Source organism: Halanaerocella petrolearia (genome assembly GCF_054657875.1).
In genome coordinates this window covers 630,954-650,593 of sequence record NZ_BAAHXW010000002.1, presented here as the reverse complement: position 1 = coordinate 650,593, position 19,640 = coordinate 630,954, and the positions used below count along the sequence as shown (strand labels likewise).

Below are 19,640 nucleotides of genomic sequence, written 5' to 3'. Positions count from 1 at the left end.
CAAGTTTTTTCAAGTTTTAGCCTAAATTCTACGTTCTAAACGTGGATTATTAGTTACTCCAGGAATTCTGCCTCGCTTAGCAACTGGTTTACCAGCTATCTCCTTTAGATCCATGGTCATATTAATAGCATTAGCAGAAGAAATATAACTACCTACACCAAAGCCAGCTACTCCTAAATCATTTATCTTTCTAATCCGTTCCGGAGTTAAACCTCCAGAAACAAAAATATTAACATCTTCATATCCTGCTTGATCCAATCTAGCCCTCACTTCTTTAATTAAGCCTGGTGTAACCCCCCCTCGCTCTGACGCAGTATCTAACCTAATTCCATCTAAATCGTCCTTTAGCTCTTCTGCTAATCGTAAGCTCTCTACTGCTTCATCCTGAAATGTATCTACTAGAATAGTTCTAGGCTCTTCTTTAGGCATCAATTCATGATAGGATTGAGCCACTTCTAATGTATCTCCTACGGTTAAGATCAGCGCATGGGGAACAGTTCCAGATGGTTCTTCTCCTGCTAATTTGGCCCCTAAAATACAACTAGCTCCGTCTGCTCCACCAAGTAAAGCAGCTCTTTCCATTACTGGTGCTACTGAAGGATGGACATGTCGGGCTCCAAAACATAGCATTGGTTTATCTCCTGCAGCATCTTTACACTCTTTTGCTGCTGTAGCCCAGCCACTAGAATTTGCTAATGTACCTAAAATAGCTGTTTCAAAGATACCAAAGTCATTATAGGCTCCTTCAATTCGCATTACTACCTCTTTTGGCTCTATTTCTGCCCCCTCTTCTAATGACCAAACTTTAACATCTTTAGTCTCTAATAAATTTAGTGCTTCATCAATACCAGCTACTACCCCAGAACTACTAGCAAAAACCTCAGCTACTACCTTAGTATCATCATGACCTAATTCTTCTAAAATTTCTCTTGTTTTAATAAAATAGATATCAGTAGTAACACCTTGTTCTATCTCCTTAGGAGTAGCGGAATAAATCTTTCTGTCTTCTTTTGGATTGATTTTTTTTACATCTTCTAAATTTTCTAATTCTTCATTGCTCATCTTTAACCTTCCTTCCTTAATATTATATTCTGCAATATTTAATTCTTTATATTAATAAGCTTAACTATTAGATTCTGAATTAATTAAAATTATCCTGCTTGATTAGTATAAAATATCTTGACTAATCTCATCAATACTACTACACCCAGTTAAAATCATAGCCTTCTTTAATTCTGTTGTTAACTTATCTAATAATAACTCAAAACCTTCTTTACCACCGCCAAAAGCTGCAATAATCAATGGACGAGCCACTAATACTCCATCAGCACCCAAAGCCAATGCTTTCAATATATCAACTCCTGCTCTAATTCCTCCATCAACCAAGACAGTAAGATCATCTTCTACAGATGATGCAATCTCTGGTAATACTTCAGCTGTTCCAGGAGTAGTATCTAAAACTCTTCCTCCATGATTAGATACTACAATAGCCGCTGCACCTACTTCTTGGGCCAACTTAGCTTCATCAGGAGTCATAATTCCTTTCAAAATAACTGGCAGATCAGTACTAGCTACTAACTCCTGTAATTTTTCTTTACTCTTAGCTTCTACAGGTTGACCTTTCAGTCCCATAGTAATCAATCCAGCACCATCAATATCAACTCCTACTGCTTTGGCCCCAACTTTTTCAGCCTCTTTAATACGCTTAATGATCTCATCCTGCATTCTAGGTTTAATAATTGGAATTCCATAACCAGCTGACTCTTCTATTGCTTTTAATCCTGAATTATACATTGTAGGATCAGCTCCATCACCAGTCATAGCAATAGTACCAAATTCCTTACTAGCCTCTACAACTAGTTTAGCATATTCCTCCTCTGATAATTCACCACCCATATTATAAGTTGTACCTGTTACTGGTGCTTTCAGAATAGGAGTAGTTAATTCTTCTCCTAAAATATTAGTACTTAGGTCAGGAGCTGTAGCCTGATGTAGAGTACGTAGATTCAACTTATAATTCTGCCAAGCCTTAACATTAGTCTGGAATGATGCACCTGTTCCAGCACCTCCCATGCCTGGTACTTCTCCTGCACAAGCTTGCCCATTACATTCTGGACAGACTCGACAGTACCCTTCCATCTTGTTTCTTGCTATTTCATATACCTCTTCTAACTCCATTTTAACCCTCCTATTTAGTAATCTTCGCAAACTCAGCTTTAAACTCATCTATCAACCTCTCTTTTTCATCCTTAGAAATAAAAGCTGCTCTAACTCCATTTAAAATTAATTCTTTTATATCTGCTAAATCAAAAAAGAAATTGTTATATAGATTTAAATACTCCTTACTTAAAGTCAAGTCTGAAACTGTTCGGTTATCAGTATTAATTGTAACTGGAATTCCTAAATCATAATATTCTGCAACTGGATGTTCTTTAATATTACTGACTATTCCTGTCTGTAGATTACTAGTAGGACAGATTTCTAAAGAAATTATTTCATCTTTTAAAAGATTTAAAATACTTAAGTCTTCTTTAGACCTAACACCATGGCCAATCCTTTCAGCATCTAAAAAGTTAATAGCTTTTCTTACACTATCAGCTCCTGCCGCCTCCCCAGCATGTACAGTCCGATGTAGACCTGCCTCTTTAGCCAATTGAAAGGCTTCTTTATGATCTTCAGGAGGAAAATTAGCTTCGTCTCCAGCTAAATCTAGACCTACTACTCCTCTATCTAAATAATCAACAGCTAACTGGGCAACTTTAACATTTTCAGCTGGTGTATGATTTCTCATACAACAAAGAATTAAATTAGCCTGTATCTTATAATCATTCTCTGCTTTATCTAAACCAGCTAATATTGATTCGATAACTTGCTCTTTAGTTAGATTATCTGTTAATAGTAGAGGAGCAAATCTAACTTCTACATATCTAACATTATCTTGAACTGCATCTTCAGCCAATTCATAAGCAATCCTAGTTAAGGCTCTTTCGTTTTGCATAACTTTTTGAGGTAACTCAAACTTTGTTAAATATTCATTTAAACTATTACAATCATCACTTACTTTTAAATACTGTTGTAACTCTCTATTATTAGTAGCAGGTAACTTGATTCCTTCTTTCTTAGCTAAATCTAATACTGTCTCAGGTCTTAAAGAACCATCTAAATGCAAATGTAACTCTGTCTTAGGTAATGCTTTAATTATCTCTTTCATCTTTTACTCCTTTGTTTGCTTTTTATAATATAAACTTCTCAATAGCCTCAGCTACTCCACCTTCATCATTAGATGAAGTAATATGATCAGCTACCTCTTTTAGTTGATCACGAGCATTATCGACTGCCACTCCTAAACCAGCATACTCAATCATTTCTAAATCATTATAACTATCTCCAATAGCTAATATTTGATCAGAGTTTATATCTAATTCATCAGCTAGCTGGGATAAAGCATCTGCTTTAGATACCTGCTGATTCATAATCTCTACAAAATGATCTTTAGAAGCTGTAATATGTAAGTCAGAACCTAACTTATCTTGCAAGTCTGTTAAGGTTTGGTCTACTTTATCTAAATCTTCTTCTACAATTAATAACTTAGTAGATGGTTGGTCTAAAAATTCATCTAAATCTTGATTAATTAAAATAGGTTTTATGCCTGAAATCTTCTCATAGTAATCAGCACCAAATCCTAGCTTATTAACATATAATAAATCATCTATATACAGATTTAAATGAAGATCATTCTGCTTGACATAATCAACTATCTGATAAGCCAACTTCAATGGCACAGGTTTATGATATACTATCTCATCTGAACTAGTTTCTTTAATTAAAGCTCCATTATAAGTGATTGCTGCTCCTTTGAGATTTAATTCTTTAAGATAAGGTAAAGCTGAACTATACATTCTACCTGTAGCAACTACTACCTTGACTCCTTTTTCTCTAGCCTGTCTAATTAACTTTTTAGTCTGTTCTGCAATCTGTAGATCTTGACCTAATAATGTATCATCTAAATCAATTGCTAGTAATTTATAGTCCATAATCTATTCCTCCTATTATATAACTTAAGTTATTTATAAATGAAGAAAGAGTCTATTTTATCGACTCCTCTATTTAGTAAACTTATTAATTACATCCATTAATTCATTAATAATCTCATCGCCATTATCATTGGCTACTGCTTCTTGAACACAACCATGAGTATGTTCTTCTAACACGGCCATACCTACCTTATTTAAAGCACCTTTTACTGCTGCAATCTGTGTTAAAATATCAACACAATACTTATCTTCTTCAACCATCCGCTGTAGACCACGTACTTGCCCTTCAATTCTACTTAATCGATTGACTAAATTTTCTTTTTCTGTTTCATAAGAAGCCATTAAAATCACCTCTTTTTTTATTTTTAGTAAAATATTATTGATATAAAGTCCACCAACTAGCTACTCTTTACTATTATACAACAAATAGAAGAAAATAAAAAACCACTTCTAAAAAAGAAGTGGACAACTATTAAGAAACTTCATAACCTGCTGCTCTAACTTCATCTTTAATAGCACTTAGTTCTACCTTTGATTTATCAAACTTAACTGTTACTTGTTCTGATTCTAAATCAACTGTAGCCTCCTCTACTCCTTCTAGCTTTGTCACAGCTGATTTAATAGTTTGCTTACAATTTCCACAAGACATGCCGTTGACTTCAAAAGTCGCTTTCTTCACTTACATCCCTCCCATATTGTTACTATTATGCTCTAATATGTTCTAACTTATGATTTTTATTATATCAATTACTCACTACTCTAGATTTAAAATAAACATAAATAACTGAATAATAAAAGTATATTTAGTGATAAAATAAATGTAAAAGAGTTTTAAGAGGGGATATCTACTATGAGTGAAATTATGGCTACTATTGAAAAGATTATGGATATAGGAAAATCTACTAAAGAAGAGCAGACTGAAATTAATGTAATTGAAGTAGGGCATCTCTAGAATGACCTAGTCTCAAGATATAATGTTAAGCACCAGACAAAAATTCTTAATAGTTTTTGTCGCGATACAGATTTAAAACAAGTAATAAAAATAGGACTAGATCTTATTGAAGAACAGATAGAAATATTAGAAGATTGGTTGAAACATTATGGAGTTGCACTACCTAAAAAACCACCTGCTAATTCTAAAACTGGATTGAATATTGAAATTATTACAGATGAATATGTCTTCAGACAGATATTTACTGGGATTCAACAGTTCTTAACTGTGCATATGCAAGCATTTATTCAAATTTCATCTCCTAAATTAAGGGAGCAGTTTAAAAATTTTTTACTAGATGAAATCAAGGTTTATGATAAATTTTTTGAATACGGAAAATTTAAAGAGTGGGTTATTGGCCCACCCTCTTATAGAAACTAAATTCAGTTTTACTATTCAACCATCTTCAAACTATCCTTCTATAAATAATAATAGTAAAGAAGGATTGAAGATGGTTTCAATTTAACATATCTCTTTATTCAATTAATCTAGATAAAATTTATACTTTGTTCTTGCTGTATATGAGTGATCAGACGTATATATTTTAGTAGGAAAATCAGCTAGATTTATGGCATTAGGGTAATCTTGAGTTTCTAAACAGACTCCTAATCTTTTTTGAGACTCTACTCCATTACTTAATCGTCCTTCATCTCCAAGCTGGTTGCCAGCATAAAATACTACAACTGGTTGATCAGTTGAAATACTAACTGCTCTACCAGTTTCTTTTTCTTTAAGAACTATACTGTCTTTATTATCTTCTAAAACAAAGGGATGATCAAAACCATCTGTAAATTTAAGCTGTTTATAATCTAGCTCTATATCTTTACCAATCTCTTTAAGTTTTCTAAAATCAAAAGGAGTATCTTCAACTTCTCTGATTTCTCCTGTAGGAATTGATTCTTCATCAAGAGCTACAAATCTTTCAGAGTCTATCATCAACTGATGATCTAGAATGTCAGTTTTACTACTACCTGATAAGTTAAAGTAAGTATGATTAGTTAAATTAATAATAGTTTCCCGATCCGGTTTAGCTTTATATTCTACTATTAATTTATTCCCCTCTAGTAAATATCTAACTGTGAATTCTACATTAGCTGGAAAACCTCCTTCTAAATGAGGACTAAAATAGCTTAACTCTATTCCATCTTCTATTTCTGTAACATCCCAGATCTTTTTATCAAGTCCCATTGGGCCGCCATGTAAATTATTTGCATTTTCATTTTGGGCCAACTTATATGTCTGGTCATTAATAGTAAATTCTGCTCCTTCTATCCTACCAGCATGGCGTCCTATAATAGCACCAAAGTAAGGAGATCTCTCTTCATAATCTTTAATATTATCAAAACCTAAGACTATATTTTCCTTATTTCCATCTTGGTCTGGAGTATATATTTCTGTAATAATTCCTCCATAGTTAAGTATATTCACTTGCAAGCTCTCATTACTTAACAGATACTTGGTTACCTCTTTACCACTCTTTAAGTTACCAAAGTTCTCCCTTTTTACCTTCATCTATTCCCCTCCTATATCATTACTCTTAATCTTCAATTACTTCAATAAAAAGTAGAACTCTCTCCTTTCTAAAACGACTTTAGTATATAGAGAAAAAAGAGAGTTCTCTAAATTTGATATAGTACTACTTAATTTAATATCTCTACTTTAGAAAAATAATTCTGCTCACTAACAACTTCTTTAGGCCGACCTGTCAACTCGAATTCTCCTTTTAATCTAATATCATCAGAAGAACTTCCAATCATTACTTCAAACTCACCAGGCTCTACAGTTAAATTCATATCTTCATCATAAAAAGCCAACTGGTCAACTGATAATATAAACTTTAATTCCTTTTCTTCTTTTGGTTTTAAAGTAACTCGTTTAAATCCTTTTAACTCTTTAACTGGTCTAGTTAAACTGGCAACCTTATCGCTAATATAAAGCTGAGCTATTTCATCGGCTGTAGTTGTTCCAGTATTCTGTACTTTGAATCTAATTTCAACTTTGGAATTATGGTTTAGACTCTCTGTAGAAACATCTATATCTATATCTCGATATACAAAAGTTGTATAACTTAACCCATAACCAAATGGAAATAATGGTTCATTATCAACAAATACATAACCTCTATTAGCAGACATACACTTTCGGTTATAATTTATCGGAAGTTGGCCCACATTTTTAGGAATAGATACTGGGAGTTTACCACTAGGACTATAATTTCCAAATAAAATATCAGCTACCGCATTACCTCCTTCTTCTCCTGGTAACCAAGTTTCTAAAATAGCAGGGAGATTATGATACATCCAATTTATAGCCAATGGTCTTCCATTAACTAAAATACCAACTACTGGAGTATCAGTTTCAGAAATAGCCTGCACTAATTGTTTTTGCACTCCTGGTAGTTGTAGGTTAGTCCGATCATGATGCTCCCCTGTAGTATCAGTATTACCTTGTAAAGAGGCATTAAATCCTCCATCAGAGAAATCTACAACTCCTTCTTCATCTGTAACATCATCTTCTCCCATGCCAGATAAACCTGACTTTCCTCCAACTGCTACAACAGCAATATCAGCTTCATCAACTATTTCAACTGCTTTAGCAAAATTTTCTTTAGAAGTTCCCATTATGTCACAACCAGCAACATAATTGATTTCTGTATTATCAGAAACTCTATTCTTAATCCCTTCTAGAATACTTACTATCTCAATCTTCTCTTCTTCACTTCCTACATGAGCACTATAAGCATAATCACCTAATAAATTACGAGTACTATCTCCACTAGGGCCAACTACTGCAATCTTCTCTATATCATCATCTAAAGGTAATAAATCATTATTATTTTTTAACAATACCATTGATTTACGAGCAGCTTCTCGAGCTAATTCTCGTTGTTCTTCAGTCTCAAATACATTATCAACTTTTTCAGGCATAATTGTTTTACTTTCTGTAAAAATACCCATTCTAAACTTTAGTTTCAAATGTCTTTTAACTGCTTGATCAATAACAGTTTCTGATAATAATCCATCTCTAACCGCTACTACTAGTTCTGATCCATAACAGTTAACTTCAGGCAACTCAATATCTAAACCAGCTTTTAGAGCTTTAATTCCTGCCTCCTGCTTATCAACTGCTACATGATGATCCATATAAAGCATATCTATGCTCCAATAATCAGATACTACAACTCCTTCAAATCCTAATTCACCACGTAAAATATCAGTCAATAATTTCTTTGAAGCAGCACAAGGAACTCCATCAAGATCATGATAAGCATTCATTACTGAACTTATATTTGCCTCTTTAATAGCTGCTTTAAAAGGAAAAAGATGATTTTCACGCAATGTTCGCTGTGAAAGGTTAACAGGAGCATGATTTCTACCACCTTCAGGAACAGCATGGCCGACAAAGTGTTTTAACGTAGCATAAATTCCATCTTTGATATCTGAACCATGTAGGCCTTGAGCATAAGCAGTTACCATATTAGCTACAAGATATTGATCCTCACCAAAAGTCTCTTCAATTCGACCCCATCTTATATCTCTTGCTACATCTGCTACAGGAGATAAAGCAAGATGCGATCCTATAGCCTTCAACTGTTGTCTAATTTCTCCTGTAATTTTTTCGATTAATTCAGGCGACCAGCTACTTGCTAAGCCAATTGATTGAGGATAAGTAGTACCTCCTTTTCCCATATAGCCACTAAGACACTCTTCATGAATAATAGCTGGAATACCTAATCTAGTATTTTCTTGTAAATAATCTTGAATTTCTTTAACTACTTTAGCTGCCTTTTTAGGCTCTAAACCACTTGCACCAGCTACTCTAGTAATTTGACCTATACCATTAGTAAGTACTTGATCTGCCTTTTCTTTGGAAAACTCCCCATTTTCTAATATCTTTTCAGGGCCAACTGACCCTAATTGAGCTACTTTCTCTTCTAAAGTCATTTTTGACAATAAACCATCAACCTTAGCTGTAATATTCTCCATTATTATCCTCCTAACTTTTAATAAAATTTATCCTTTTAATGCTCCAGCAGTCATACCTTTAATTACTCTTTCTTGGAAGAAGATATAAAGTAATATCAAAGGCAAAATAGATAGAGTTAAGACTGTCATTACCAATGGAATATCTATTCCATACTGACCTTGAAAGTTAAATAGACCTAAAGTCAAAGTCCATTTTTCTGGATCGGAAAGTAAAATTAAGGCATAAACAAACTCATTCCACAACATAACTAAATTGTAAATAGCTACAGTTGAAATAGCTGGTTTACTTAAAGGTAAAATAACCTTAGTAAAAATTTGGAACTTATTGGCCCCATCAATAATAGCTGCTTCTTCTAATTCCTTAGGGATATCCTGCATAAACCCAGTTAAAATAAAGATTGAAATAGGCAGACTAAAGGCTACATAAGGGCCAACTAAGCCAACTAATTGATCATATAAACCAAGAAATTTAGTTAATTTATAAATCGGAATTAAAGTAACATGTACTGGAATCATCATCCCTGCTACAAACAAAATAAAGACTAATCCATTTATCTTAAAATCTATTCTAGAAATCACATAACTGGCCATTGATGCACTTAAAATTATAAAAGCTAAAGCAAGGAAAGAAACAATCAAGCTATTAAAGAAATAAATATAAAAACCTGAATCTATAGCTTGAATATAATTTTTAAAACTTAACGAATTTGGTAAAGACCAGACTGATTCAGTGATAAATTCCATTTTACTTTTAAAGCTAGATTGAATCATAAAGATTAAAGGATAACTAGTAATAAGTAACCAAAAGGCTAAAAACAATTTTTCCATATAATTTTTAATTTTGTCCACTATCTTTCACACCTCCATAGTTCTGATTAATTTCTAATATCATCTTTAGTTGCATTCATAAATAGAAGCGAAGTGACAAAAGCAATTACAAATAGAGCTACTGCAATAGTACTTCCATAACCCATTCTAAAGTTTTGGAAAGCATTCTTATACATATATGTTGCCATTAACTCAGAAGCATGGTTAGGCCCACCACCAGTCATTGCAAATACGATTCCAAAATATTTTAAAGAACCTACCAATATTAACACAGCAGCATTAATAATAGTTGGTTTCAATAAGGGTAAAGTAATATATCTAAATTTTTCCCACTCAGTTGCACCATCTATTTTAGAAGCTTCATATAAATCTTCAGGAATTCCTACAATAGCTGCAATAAAGAGAATCATATAAAAAGGAATATAACGCCAACTAACAGCAGAAATAACTGCATATAAAGCAATATCAGGATTTCCTAACCAATTAATTGGCCCTAAATCTAATAATTTTAAGAAAGAATTAAATACTCCAAAATTAGGATCAAAAACATAATTCCATAAAATAGCTATTGCTACTGCCGACATTAATAGAGGAATAAAATAGACTGTTTTTAAAAAATCAGCTCCTTTAAAGCCTCTAGTTAACATCACTGCCAACAAAAGAGCAATTGGAATCTGAACTACTATAGAAAAAGCAATTAACTTAATATTATTACCTAAAGCTAGCCAAAATATTTCATCAGTTGCTAACTCCATCCAATTGCCTAAGCCATTAAATATTTTCTCTCCCATTCCATCCCACTGAAATAAGGAATAATAAGTTGAAATAGGAATTGGTGAAAATAAATATAACAGGCAGAAAAAAACTGCTGGAAATAAAAAGAAGGCTACTACAAATTTCTTAGAGTTAAATATGTTTTTATACTTTTCTGGTATAGTATTTTTATTAGAATCAATTGAACTCTCATACTTTTCCTTCATACTCTTCCCCTCCTTATTCTTTAACACTTTACATTACAAATAAGAGAGGCTAAATTTAGCCTCTCTTATTTAATTAAATAATCCAAGATAATTAATTATTTTTATAGTACTCTTTAGTTTCCTGCTCCATCTTATTAGCAGCTTCTTTTGGACTCATCTCTAACCCGAATAATGCTTGAGTAGTATTTTTATGAACTTCACCTAATTGCGGTGGAAGATACTGGTCATACCACAACTGAATATAATTTGCTGATTCCAATTTACGATAAATTTTCTTCATTATTGGATTAGTTAGTTTGCTTTCTACTCCTTTAAATGGAGGAATATTCCCTTCCTCAACAAAAAGCTCTCCTGCTTTTTCATCAGATAAATATTTCAAAAATTCTACTGCTAACTCCTTATTTTCACATGAGCTAGAAACTGAGAAGTAAGTATTTCCTGGTGTGCCAACAATATTAGACTGATCTCCTGCTCCAGACTTGATGGCAGGAAACATAAAGAAGTCTAACTTATCTAAAAATTTAGGGTTTTCATTCTTTATAGCGCCATAAGCCCAAGAACCCATTAGATACATACCTGCTCTTCCAGTATATAATAGATTTCTAGACTGTCCTGCGTCTTCTTCTAAACCATTAACGCCAGGTGGGAAATAGTCTTTTTCTACCATCTCTTGAATCATTGTTCCTGCTTCTACAAATGCTTGGTTATTGAATGCCCCTTCTTGTTCTCTATCTGCTGCTTTCTTAAAATCATCTGCTCCAGCTAGTCTATCAACTAAATACATAAAGTACATTGAACCTGTCCACTTATCCTTATTAGCTAATGTAAAAGGAATAATTTCATTTTCCTTTAACGTATTAGCTACTTCTTTTAATTCTTCATAAGTTTCTGGTGGTTCTAAACCATACTTATCAAACATTTCAGTATTGTACCATACAAAAGCTCCAATCATATTGGTAATTGGTACTCCATAATACTTACCATTAAACTGAGTTAAATCCATTGCTGCTGGTACAAATCTATCTTCCCAGCCTGCTTCTAACTCAGATGTTAGATCATATACTTTCCCACTATCGACATATTTTTCTAATCCTGCAGCTCCCCAACTCATAAATATATCTGGTGGATTATCTGCTCCCATAGAAACCTTTAGTTTTGTCTTATAAGAATCATTTTCTACTGGAGTCGACTTAATATCAACATTAGGATGATCCTTTTCAAATCTATCAATTGCATCATTAATTGGTTTATATGCTGCAGCATTCTCAGAGGTGTAGATATGCCATAAATTAAGGGTTACCTCCTTCTTATTCTCATCACTACTTCCACCAAATAAACCATCAAACCATCCTGCATTAGTCACTGAAGTAGTTACAAATACTAGAAGTAAACATAAAGCAACAGCCATCAATCTCTTTCTTTGTACTTGCATATTCAATCCCTCCTATAGATTTTTTGGTATCACCTAACAATTTAATTTTTAAATTTATATCTTCAACTTTTCTCTAGAATCCCCCCTTTCTTATAGATTAACTAATAAGCAATTTATTTGAAAAATATTATTACTTCTTATATAAATTATAAAATTATTTACAAAATATCATATTTGAAATTACTTCTTATGATTTAAAAATCACTCAACTTATATAAAAAGTTATTTTTAGGGTTAAAATAACTTACAAGTTATCAATCCTATTTATTCTCTAATTTAATCATAATATCTTCAACAATCTTTTCAGCTTTAAAACCAAATTTCTGAGCAACCTCTTCACCTGGTCCACTAGCACCAAAAGTATCCATACTTACCAGATGATCTCCTTGTCTTAAGAACTGATACCAGCCTTGACCAACACCTACTTCCATAGCCACTCGTAAAGCCTCTGGGTCACCTAAAACTTGGTTTACATAGTCACTACCCTGAGCTAAGAATTTATCTCTATCTGGAATAGATACAATGCGAGCAGACTTTCCTTCTTCTGCTAACTTATCTGCTACTTCTACTGCTAGAGATACTTCACTACCACTAGCTAATAAAGTAACCTCTGCATCTTCCTCTTCACTGACTACATAACCACCTTTATAGATAGCAGTAGTATCATCTTTTTCTATATGTGGTAGACTCTGACGAGTTAAAACTAATACTGTTGGCCCGTCTGTTCTCTCCATGGCCTGAGCCCAAGCAGCTTTAGTCTCTTCTGCATCACCTGGTCTAATAACTTTTAAGTTAGGTATTAATCTCAGTGATTCTACATGTTCAACTGGCTCATGAGTTGGCCCGTCTTCTCCTACATAAATAGAGTCATGAGTCAAAACATAAACTACTGGTTGATTCATTAAAGCAGATAATCTGATTGCCCCTCGCATGTAATCGGAGAAGACAAGGAAGGTTGATACAAATGGTCTTAAGCCACCATGCAATGCAATACCATTAGCCATTGCTGCCATAGCATGCTCTCTAACTCCAAAACGGAAGTTACGACCTTGATACGCACCTGCTTGAATCTCATCATATTTATTTAAGTAAGTCTTGTTAGATGGAGCTAAATCTGCTGACCCACCTACTAGATAATCAACTTCATCTGCAACCTTTCTTAATGAAGCACCAGAAGCATTTCTAGTTGCAACTGGAGTTTCTATTTCAACCTCCTCAACTATCTCTCGTAAGTCAGTTGGTAACTCTTGATTGTGAGCTTGATCCCATTTCTCTTTAAGCTCTGGGTTGGCCTTGGCCCACTGGGCAAATTCTTCTTCCCACGCTGTTCTTTCTTCTTTAAGCTCTTCTTGTCTTTGAGCAAAGAAATCCTTTACTTCATCTGATACATAAAAATCAGTATCAACTGGTAAACCTACATTTTCTTTCATCCCTTTAATTTCTTCTGTTCCTAACGGGGCTCCATGTGCTGAGCTCTTTCCTTCTTTATTTGGAGCTCCAAATCCAATCTTAGTTTCTGCCACAATTAAGCTTGGCTTATCTGTAACCTTCTTAGCTTGAGCAAGGGCTGATTGAATAGCTTCTGGATCATGCCCATCAACTCCATCAATTACATGCCAATCACAAGCCTTAAATTTGACTGGCACATCTTCTGTAAAGGTAATATCTGTGTCACCACCAATAGAAATCTCATTATCATCATAGATAGCAATTAATTTACCCAAATCTAGATGGCCTGCTAAAGAGGCTGCTTCAGATACGATTCCTTCCATCATACCTCCATCACCAAGCAGAGTATATGTATAGTGATCTACAATCTCAAACTCTTCTGTATTATATCTCTCAGCTAGCATTCTCTCACTGACTGCCATTCCTACTGCATTAGCAAATCCCTGTCCTAGTGGCCCAGTTGTAGTCTCTACACCATCAGTCTCGTCACACTCAGGATGACCTGGTGTCTTGGAATCCAATTGCCTAAACTCTTTTAAATCATCTAAACTCACATCAAAACCTGATAAGTGTAATAATGAATATAAGAACATAGAACCATGACCTGCTGATAAGACAAATCTATCTCTGTTAGGCCAACTAGACTGACCTGGATCATAACTCATCTCTGCTCCATAAAGTACACTTCCTATTTCAGCACAACCAAGTGGTAAGCCTGGATGGCCTGAGTTAGCTTTTTCAACTCCATCAGCTGATAAACCTCTAACTATATTAGCTACTTGCTTTAACATCTCTTTTCCCTCCTATTCTCAATTACTCTTTTGTACTCTCCCAATCATCTAAAAATCTCTGAATTCCTATATCAGTTAAGGGATGCTTAGACATCTTCTGTACAACTTCAAATGGAATTGTAGCAATATCTGCTCCTATTAATGCTGCTTCTTTTACATGGCGAGGACTTCTAATACTAGCTGTTATGATTTCACTATCTAATCCATAATTCTCTAAGATCTGATTAATCTCTTCTATCAATTTCATTCCTTCATGAGCTCTATCATCTAAGCGACCTACAAATGGACTAATAAATGTTGCTCCTGCTTTAGCAGCTAATAAAGCCTGATTAGCTGAAAATACCAATGTTACATTAGTCTTGATCCCTTCATTTTCTAAAACTTTGACTGCTTTCAACCCTTCTTCTGTCATTGGAATCTTAACTGCTACATTAGGGGCCAACTCAGCTAACTCTCTAGCTTCTTCGATCATTCCTTCAGCCTCAAGACTGATAACTTCAGCACTTACTGGTCCCTCTATTAGTTCACAAATCTCTTTAATTCGAGTATGAAAATCAACATCTCCTTCTCTAGCAACTAAACTTGGATTAGTTGTTACTCCATCAATCACACCTAAACTTGTAGCCTTCTTAATCTCCTCTAAATTAGCAGTATCAATAAAAAACTCCATCTCTTATCACTCCTTAGTTATAAGTATAAAGTCAATTCTCTACCTCAAACTTTTCAATCAACGCATTCAATTGTTTAACCATCTCATTTAATTCCCGACTAGAGCTAGAGACCTGCTGGATAGCTTGATTTTGCTCTTCAGTTGCTTCTGAAATTTCTTGACTACTATTAAGAATATTAGAACTACTTGTAGCTACTTGTTGGACACAATCATTAAGTTCATCAATCTGATTGACTATATTCTGAAATAAAACTTCTGTCTGATTGATATTTTGAACCCGATTCTTAATTTGATCATTATTTTCTTGAATAATATTTACTGCCTGCATTGTTTGATTAATTAGTTTCTCAATAGTCTCTTTTATATTATTAGTAGAATTCTGGGTTCGCTCTGCTAATTCTCGTATTTCTTGAGCTACTACTGCAAAGCCCTGGCCTGATTGTCCATCTGTAGAGCTACCTTTTTCTCGAGCTGCTTCTATAGAAGCATTTAAAGCTAGTAAATTAGTCTGTTCAGCTATATCTGAAATCACTGTAGTTATATCTTGTATCTCATAAGAAATACCCTCTAGCCCTTCTATAACCTCTGTCGCTTCTTCAGAATTAGATAAAGTAGCTTCAATTTCTCTTTTAGTAGATCTCATCTTTTCTAGGCCATCTTCTGCTAACTCTGTTACACTTGTTGTTTTTCCAGCCATCTCTTGAGTTAGTTGATTAGATTCTTTAATTTTATTTGTAAAATTTCTAGTAGTGGCAGAAATCTCCTCAATTGAAGCACTAGTCTGTTGATTAGAATTACTTAATGTTTTACTAGTTACTAAAACTTCTTTACCCATTTCATGAATGCCGGCTATAATTTTATTTAAGATAACAGTCATTTTGTTAATTGCTTCTTCTAAATCACCAATCTCATCATCTCGATTTAAGTTAACTTGACCTTTTAAATTACCATTAGAGATCTTCTTGGTTTGCATAATAATTTTATTTAAAGGTATAAATAATAATTTATTTATACTAAAAGATAAAATAAACTGTACTAATATTAAGCTAATAATTAAAATAAATACAACCCAGAAGAAAATATTTTCCATTACACCATCAACTAAATTTTCAGGTACACCTACTGACCATATTCCAATAATCTTTCCTGAATTATTTCTAATAGGTATATACGAGGTATGATATCTTTTATTTTTTATCTCAACTATATTATGATAATCCCCACCTTGATTTAATACTTTTCTTTCTATTTTTTCAGAGATTGAATAATCAATTCCAATATTGGCATCTGCTACTTTATTATCAGCAAAAACTGCTACACGAATTTGCTCGCTTGATTCTTCATTAGTTAGTGCTCCAGCAATATCTTGAGCAATTAAAAAGTTATTTTTTATAGGAGTATTCCCTTTATATAGCACTCCATTTTCATTTTTCCATCCTCCAGGATATTTAACATCTAAGATTTTGTATCCAGTAGCTAAATTACGTTTAGCAGTTTGAAGTGATATTTGGCTAATTAATACTTTGTTAACAATAAATAAGGCTATTGATATTATAATTACTAATGTACAGATAAATAATAAATTAATTTTCTTCTTCAAAGTAAAATCAATTTCTATCAATATATTCCTCCCTTTATTTATTGCCGATATCATTTTAATTAATTACTTTATAGTTCTATTTACATGGACACATTCTTGATTAAATTATCTTAATCGAATGTGTCCATAACTTTATATTATTTTAAAACTTAATTTGATTCTCCATTCTTTCGACTTGCTACATCAAACCAAACTGCTAACACTAGTACTAACCCTTTAATAATCTGTTGCCAATAACTAGGAACAGCCATTAAACTCATTCCATTATCAAGACTAGCCATAACTATTGCACCTATAACTGCTCCAAATACAGTTCCTATTCCTCCAGCTAAACTTGCTCCTCCAATTACACAAGCAGCAATAGCATCAAGTTCTGCTTGCTGACCAGAGGCGACAGAAGCAGCATTTAAACGAGAAGTTAATAATATACCAGCTATAGCAGCCATTATCCCATTTAAAGTAAAGGTTATAAGAGTGGTTTGTTTTGTCTTAATTCCAGACAACCTAGCTGCTTCTTCATTTCCTCCAATTGCATATATATGTCGTCCAAAAACTGTATTATTAGCAACATAACTAAATAATGCCATTATACCTAATAGTATAAGTACTAATATCGGAATCCCCTGATAACTATTCATAATCATTATAAAGATGAAAATAAGAAAACTAAAAAAAGATATCTTAACAATCTCTAAAGATAATGACGAAACTTCAAAATTATGTTTTATTCTTTTCTTTCTTTTTCTAAGATGATGAAAAATCAAATATCCACTAACTACTAAGCCTAAACCAATACTCATAGGCTCAGAAAGATAAGCACTTCCTAAATAATTAAAAGTTTTGCTTAAAGGCCCAATAGTTGTTCCACCAGTAATTCCAATCAATATTCCTCTAAATCCTAATAACCCCCCTAATGTTACAATTAGAGAAGGGACTCCTCTATAAGCTACCCACCATCCATTCCATAAACCAATTAACAAACCTGCAAGTATAGTAATTGAAATAGTCAAAAATGGATTTAATCCTAGCCAAACATCTAAAATACCAACAATCCCACCAGCTAATCCTAATACTGAACCAACTGATAAATCTACTTCTCCTAAAATTATAACTAAAACCATTCCTACTGCTAAAGTAGAAGTAATTACTGACTGTCTAAATAAATTAGATAAATTTCTAGGTGTTAAAAAAGTTCCTTTGGTAAGAAAGGTAAACATAAACCAAATACCTACTAAAGCTATTACCATCATATAAGTCTTTAAATCGAAATTTAAATTTATATTATCTAAACTAAATTTAGAAGTTATCTTTTTAGATTCCTCCATATTTAATTCCCTCCTGTAGCAGCCATCATAATTTTTTCTTGTGAAACTTTATCTTTTCTATTATCAAATTCACCTGTAATCTGTCCTTGACTTAAAACTAAAATCCTATCACTCATTCCAATTATTTCAGGTAATTCAGATGAAATCATAATTATTGAAACACCTTCTTCAGTCAATTCTTCCATCAATTTATATATTTCATATTTAGCCCCTACATCAATTCCTCTAGTTGGTTCATCTAAAATTAGTACTTCAGGTCGGGTCATTAAATTCTTACTTAAGACTACTTTCTGTTGATTACCTCCACTTAGTTTAGATACTTTTTCTTTAATTGAGGGAGTCTTAACATTCAAGTCATTCACATACTCTCTAACCTCTGATATCTCCTGTTCTTGATCCAGTGCTAAAAAATCTTTAAATTTATCTAAACTAGCTATAGAAGTATTTTCTTTAACATCCATAGTAGGAATCAAACCAAATCTTCTTCTATCTTCAGAAACAAGAGCTATACCAGATTCTAATGCTTGTTTAGGAGAATTTATTTCAATCTTACTTCCTTTTAAATACACTTCTCCAGATTTTTGTCCAGGAAAAACACCAAATATACTATTTACTAATTCGGTTCTTCCTGCTCCTACTAAGCCAGATATTCCTAAAACTTCTCCTTTTTTTAATTCAAAATCAACATTTTTTACTAATAACTGATTAGGATTATCTGGATCAGCAACACTAAAATCTTTAACTTCTAATACAGGCTTACCAGCCTTAGGATTTCTGTCAGGAAACACTTGACTCATTTCTCTTCCTACCATCATTTCAACTATCTCCTGCTTTGTTAAATTATCTACTTTATCACTACCAATTGATTTACCATCTCTTAAGACAGTGACTGAATCACAAATCTCAAATACTTCCTCTAATTTATGTGAAATATAAATACAAGTTACACCATCTTCACGTAAATCATCTAATATTTCAAATAAAATATCAGTCTCACTATCAGTTAAAGAATCTGTTGGTTCATCTAAAATTAATATCTTTACTTCTTTAGCTAATGCTTTTGCTATCTCTACTAATTGTTGCTTACCCATTCCTAAATTCTTAACTTTAGTCTGGGGAGTAACTGAATCTATTTTTAATTTTTCTAACCATTTCTCAGTCTCATTGTACATTGTATCCCAATCAACAATTCCATTATTCTCAATTTCATTACCCATAAATATATTTTCAGCTACACTTAGTTCTTCAATAACTGCTAACTCCTGATGAATAACAGCAATTCCTTTTTCTTCAGCATCATTAACTGTATCAAATTGTTGTTTAGCTGTTTCTAATAATACTTCCCCTTCATAAGTTTCATAAGGATGAACTCCACTTAATACTTTAATTAAGGTTGACTTTCCTGCTCCATTCTCACCACATAAAGCATGAATTTCATTTCTCTTTACTTTAAAAGAAACATGATCTAAAGCTCTAACCCCAGGAAAATCTTTAATTACATCTTCAGTTTCTAGTATATATTCCATTCTTCCCTCCCCTTCCTTAGATTTAGAA

At 33.1% G+C, this 19,640-nt stretch carries 17 protein-coding genes; 1 reads left to right on the top strand and 16 read right to left on the bottom strand.

From position 1 onward, the window contains the following. Positions 1-21: 21 nt before the first annotated feature. From ACYQ39_RS10430 to ACYQ39_RS10405, 6 genes are all read right to left on the bottom strand, one after another. Positions 22-1,062 (bottom strand): nicotinate phosphoribosyltransferase, encoded by a 1,041-nt coding sequence (locus ACYQ39_RS10430; protein ID WP_459842798.1) that lies wholly within the window; start codon positions 1,060-1,062, stop codon positions 22-24. 102 nt (positions 1,063-1,164) lie between these two features. Continuing rightward, positions 1,165-2,178 carry an alpha-hydroxy-acid oxidizing protein gene (locus tag ACYQ39_RS10425; RefSeq protein ID WP_459842796.1) on the bottom strand — a complete coding sequence of 338 codons (1,014 nt, stop codon included), beginning with the start codon at positions 2,176-2,178 and terminating at the stop codon, positions 1,165-1,167. A 10-nt stretch (positions 2,179-2,188) separates the two neighbouring features. Beyond that, positions 2,189-3,211: an adenosine deaminase gene (add, locus tag ACYQ39_RS10420; protein ID WP_459842794.1), complete on the bottom strand. Its 1,023-nt coding sequence runs from the start codon at positions 3,209-3,211 to the stop codon at positions 2,189-2,191. Positions 3,212-3,233: 22 nt separating this feature from the next. Then, positions 3,234-4,034: a Cof-type HAD-IIB family hydrolase gene (locus ACYQ39_RS10415; protein WP_459842792.1), complete on the bottom strand. Its 801-nt coding sequence runs from the start codon at positions 4,032-4,034 to the stop codon at positions 3,234-3,236. A gap of 69 nt (positions 4,035-4,103) precedes the next feature. After that, positions 4,104-4,376 (bottom strand): metal-sensitive transcriptional regulator, encoded by a 273-nt coding sequence (locus ACYQ39_RS10410; protein ID WP_459842790.1) that lies wholly within the window; start codon positions 4,374-4,376, stop codon positions 4,104-4,106. Between the two features lie 130 nt (positions 4,377-4,506). Further along, positions 4,507-4,713: a heavy-metal-associated domain-containing protein gene (locus tag ACYQ39_RS10405; protein ID WP_459842788.1), complete on the bottom strand. Its 207-nt coding sequence runs from the start codon at positions 4,711-4,713 to the stop codon at positions 4,507-4,509. Positions 4,714-5,028: 315 nt separating this feature from the next. Between ACYQ39_RS10405 and ACYQ39_RS10400 the strand changes: the two genes are divergently transcribed. Continuing rightward, complete coding sequence (locus ACYQ39_RS10400; protein WP_459844343.1) at positions 5,029-5,406, top strand: DUF3231 family protein; 378 nt, start codon at positions 5,029-5,031, stop codon at positions 5,404-5,406. Between the two features lie 102 nt (positions 5,407-5,508). Here the strand turns inward: ACYQ39_RS10400 and ACYQ39_RS10395 are convergent, their stop codons facing one another. The 10 genes from ACYQ39_RS10395 to ACYQ39_RS10350 all read right to left on the bottom strand — a co-directional run bounded on the left by ACYQ39_RS10395 (position 5,509) and on the right by ACYQ39_RS10350 (position 19,612). After that, entirely contained in the window at positions 5,509-6,537 is a 1,029-nt protein-coding gene (locus ACYQ39_RS10395; protein ID WP_459842786.1) for an aldose epimerase family protein, read from the bottom strand. Between the two features lie 128 nt (positions 6,538-6,665). After that, positions 6,666-9,011, bottom strand: coding sequence for a glycoside hydrolase family 3 N-terminal domain-containing protein (locus ACYQ39_RS10390; RefSeq protein WP_459842784.1), 2,346 nt, complete (start codon positions 9,009-9,011; stop codon positions 6,666-6,668). Between the two features lie 27 nt (positions 9,012-9,038). Next, the gene (locus ACYQ39_RS10385) at positions 9,039-9,860 is read right to left on the bottom strand and encodes a carbohydrate ABC transporter permease (RefSeq protein ID WP_459842782.1); all 822 of its coding nucleotides are present in this window, start codon (positions 9,858-9,860) and stop codon (positions 9,039-9,041) included. A gap of 26 nt (positions 9,861-9,886) precedes the next feature. Then, a complete protein-coding gene (locus tag ACYQ39_RS10380; protein WP_459842780.1) occupies positions 9,887-10,819 on the bottom strand; it encodes a carbohydrate ABC transporter permease in 933 nt (310 codons plus the stop codon). A gap of 91 nt (positions 10,820-10,910) precedes the next feature. Continuing rightward, positions 10,911-12,251, bottom strand: a complete 1,341-nt coding sequence (locus ACYQ39_RS10375; protein ID WP_459842778.1) for an extracellular solute-binding protein — start codon at positions 12,249-12,251, stop codon at positions 10,911-10,913. 260 nt (positions 12,252-12,511) lie between these two features. After that, a complete protein-coding gene (gene tkt / locus ACYQ39_RS10370) occupies positions 12,512-14,491 on the bottom strand; it encodes a transketolase (protein ID WP_459842777.1) in 1,980 nt (659 codons plus the stop codon). A 22-nt stretch (positions 14,492-14,513) separates the two neighbouring features. After that, entirely contained in the window at positions 14,514-15,161 is a 648-nt protein-coding gene (gene fsa, locus ACYQ39_RS10365) for a fructose-6-phosphate aldolase (RefSeq protein WP_459842775.1), read from the bottom strand. A gap of 31 nt (positions 15,162-15,192) precedes the next feature. Continuing rightward, the gene (locus ACYQ39_RS10360) at positions 15,193-16,782 is read right to left on the bottom strand and encodes a methyl-accepting chemotaxis protein (RefSeq protein ID WP_459842773.1); all 1,590 of its coding nucleotides are present in this window, start codon (positions 16,780-16,782) and stop codon (positions 15,193-15,195) included. A 128-nt stretch (positions 16,783-16,910) separates the two neighbouring features. Beyond that, on the bottom strand, positions 16,911-18,086 hold the full coding sequence (locus ACYQ39_RS10355) for a sugar ABC transporter permease (protein WP_459842771.1): 1,176 nt from the start codon (positions 18,084-18,086) through the stop codon (positions 16,911-16,913). Positions 18,087-18,088: 2 nt separating this feature from the next. Further along, complete coding sequence (locus ACYQ39_RS10350; RefSeq protein ID WP_459842769.1) at positions 18,089-19,612, bottom strand: xylose ABC transporter ATP-binding protein; 1,524 nt, start codon at positions 19,610-19,612, stop codon at positions 18,089-18,091. Positions 19,613-19,640: the final 28 nt, after the last annotated feature.